Annotated in this window: 2 protein-coding genes; one reads left to right on the top strand and one right to left on the bottom strand. The window is 75.9% G+C overall.

Annotated features, from left to right (window positions below):
- The coding region (locus tag CCN33_RS26960) for a molybdopterin oxidoreductase family protein (protein ID WP_167387959.1) at window positions 1–1,616 on the bottom strand (1,616 nt) is incomplete at its 3' end.
- 191 nt (window positions 1,617–1,807) lie between these two features.
- Between CCN33_RS26960 and CCN33_RS26955 the strand changes: the two genes are divergently transcribed.
- Window positions 1,808–2,967, top strand: a 1,160-nt coding sequence (locus CCN33_RS26955; RefSeq protein ID WP_107484000.1) for a uroporphyrinogen-III synthase, incomplete at its 3' end; no start/stop codon positions are given.

Here is a 2,967-nt window from a genome sequence, read left to right as displayed (position 1 = left end):
GTGCCGGGGTGCCCGGGGGAGGGGCAGGGCCAGAAGACGCCGTCCTCGGCCGCGATCCGGTCGTAGGAAATACCGGAGTAGTCGGCGGGCGCCCCGGCCGTGGCCCGGCGCAGCTCGGCGAAGACCTCCTCGGGGACTTCGGGGAACCCCGTCGCGTGGCCCAGCCGCCGGGCCAGCTCGTGCAGTACGGCCAGGTCGCTGCGGACCCCGGCCGGCGGGGTGACGGCGGCGCGGCGGAGCAGCACGCGGCCCTCCAGGTTGGTGAGGGTTCCGGTCTCCTCGGCCCACTGGGTCACCGGCAGGACGACGTCGGCCAGCAGGGCCGTCTCGGACAGCACGACGTCGCACACCGCGAGGTGGTCCAGCGCGGTCAGCCGCCGGGTGATGCGGGCGGCGTCCGGCGCGGAGACGACCGGGTTGGACCCCATGACCAGCAGCGTGCGCACCCCGCCGGGCCGGCCGAGGGAGTCCAGCAGCTCGTACGCCGAGGACCCGGAGCGGGGCAGGGCGGCGGGGTCCACGCCCCAGAGGGCCGCGATCCGCGCCCGTGCCTCGGGGTCCTCCAGCGAGCGGTAGCCGGGGAGCTGGTCCGCCTTCTGCCCGTGCTCGCGGCCGCCCTGGCCGTTGCCCTGTCCGGTGAGACACCCGTAGCCGCTCAGCGGGCGTCCGGCCCGGCCGGTGGCCAGGCACAGGTCGATCCAGGCGCCGACGGTCGCGGTCCCCTTGCTCTGCTGCTCGGGCCCGCGCGCGGTGAGCACCATGGCGTGCGGGGTGCGGGTGAACAGGGCCATCGCCTGCCGGAGCCGGGGTACGGGGACACCGGTCAGCGCCTCCACACGCTCGGGCCAGTGGGCCATGGCGGCGGCGCGGGCGTCGGCCCAGCCGGTCGTGCGGTTCGCGATGAACTCCTCGTCCAGGTGACCCTCGGCGACGGCGAGATGGAGCAGCCCGAGCGCCAGGGCCAGGTCCGTGCCGGGGAGAGGCTGGAGGTGGAGGTCGGCCAGTTCGGCGGTACGGGTCCGGCGCGGGTCGACGACGACCAGGGTGCCGCCGTTCTCCCGTAGTTCGCGCAAGTGGCGCACGGCGGGCGGCATCGTCTCGGCCGGGTTGGCGCCGACCAGGACCACACAGCCGGTTCGGGCCACGTCCGCGAGCGGGAAGGGCAGACCCCGGTCCAGGCCGAAGGCGGCACGGGAGGCGGCGGCGGCCGAGGACATGCAGAAGCGGCCGTTGTAGTCGATCGAGCGGGTGCGCAGCGCGACACGGGCGAACTTGCCGAGCAGGTACGCCTTCTCATTGGTCAGGCCGCCACCGCCGAACACCCCCACCGCGTCCGGCCCCTGAGCCGCCGCGGTGGCCTTCATCGCCCCGGCGGCCCGGTCCAGCGCCTCCTCCCACGACGCCTCGCGCAGCCCGTCCGCGTCCCGCACCAGGGGCGCGGTCAGCCGTACGCCGGGTGCCAGCAGCGCGGCCGCGGTCTGTCCCTTCCCGCACAACGCGCCCCGGTTCACCGGGAACTCGTCGCGTCCGGTGACCTCGGGCACCCCTCCTGCGGGACTCGGGCTCAGGCGCATGCCGCACTGGAGGGAGCAGTAGGGGCAGTGGGTGTCGGTCATGGCAACGAGGCTGGCCCACCGCCGTTTCCACCGAAGCTCGGCCGCGTTGCCCGTGCGGTACGGGACGCGCACAGGCCGGGCGGAGCGGTGTGCGGGAGAGGACATCTTCCGTAACACGGAAGCCTGTTGCGGTAACCGGGACGTGACCGGCGGGCAACGGCCGCGACATCGCGCCCCCGCAGCCTCGGGGCATGAAGGCCGGTACCAGGGAGACGGCCGCCGAACTCACCGGATTCACGGTCGGGATCACGGCGGCACGCAGGCGTGAGGAGCTGACGGCGCTGCTGCGCCGGCGCGGGGCGCGGGTGATGGAGGCGCCCGCGCTGCGCATCGTGCCGCTGGAGGACGACGCGGCACTGCGGGCGGCCACGGAGCGGTGTCTCGCGGCCCCGCTGGACTACGTGGTCGCGACCACCGGCGTCGGCTGGCGCGGCTGGATGAGCGCCGCCGAGGGCTGGGGGTACGGCGCCGCCCTCACCGCCGCCTGCCGCGAGGCCGAGGTGCTCTCGCGCGGCCCGAAGGCGACGGGCGCGGTACGGGCCTGCGGCACGACCGAGACGTACTCGCCCGCCTCGGAGGCGGTGGACGAGCTGCGCACCTGGCTGCTCGCGCGGGATCTGCGGGGGCGGCGGGTCGCCGTGCAGGAGCACGGGGCGCCACTGCCGGGGCTGGCCTCGGCGCTGCGGGAGCGGGGCGCGGAGGTGGTGGAGGTCCCGGTGTACCGCTGGGCGCCGCCCCAGGACCCCGAGCCGGTGCGCCGGCTGGCCGAGGCCACGGCGCGCGGCGAGGTGCACGCGCTGCTGTTCACCTCCGCGCCGGCCATCACCTCCTTCCTGGAACACGCGGAGGCGGCGGGCACGTACGAGACCGTCCTGGAACGGCTGCGTACGGACGTCCTCCCCCTGTGCGTCGGCGCAGTGTGCGCCCGCCCGCTGCTGGAGGTGGACGCCGGGCCGGTGTGGCCGGAGCGAGGCAGACTGGGAGCGATGGTCCACCTCCTCACCGCCACGCTCCCCGGCCGCGACCGCCACCTCGTCCCGGCCGGCGACCGGACCCTGGTCCTCCAGGGCAACGCGCTGCTCCTGGGCGAGGACACCCCGGCGGAAGCGGTATGGCTGACGCCGGGGTCGGCACGGGTGCTCCGGGTCCTCGCCGAACGCCCCGGCTGGGTGGTCGGCCGCCCTGAACTGCTGCGCCGGGTATGGCCGGGCCGGGGTGCGGACGAGCACGCGGTCGAGGCGGCGGTGACACGTCTGCGAGCGGCCCTCGGCCCCTACGCGAGCCTGATCCGCACGGTCCCCAAGCGCGGCTACCGCCTGGCGACCGAGCCCGGCGGTAGCCGCGCTTGGGG

Source organism: Streptomyces recifensis (assembly GCF_002154615.1).
GTDB classification, from domain to species: Bacteria; Actinomycetota; Actinomycetes; order Streptomycetales; family Streptomycetaceae; genus Streptomyces; species Streptomyces griseoluteus.
This window is presented reverse-complemented; position numbering and strand designations above follow the sequence as displayed.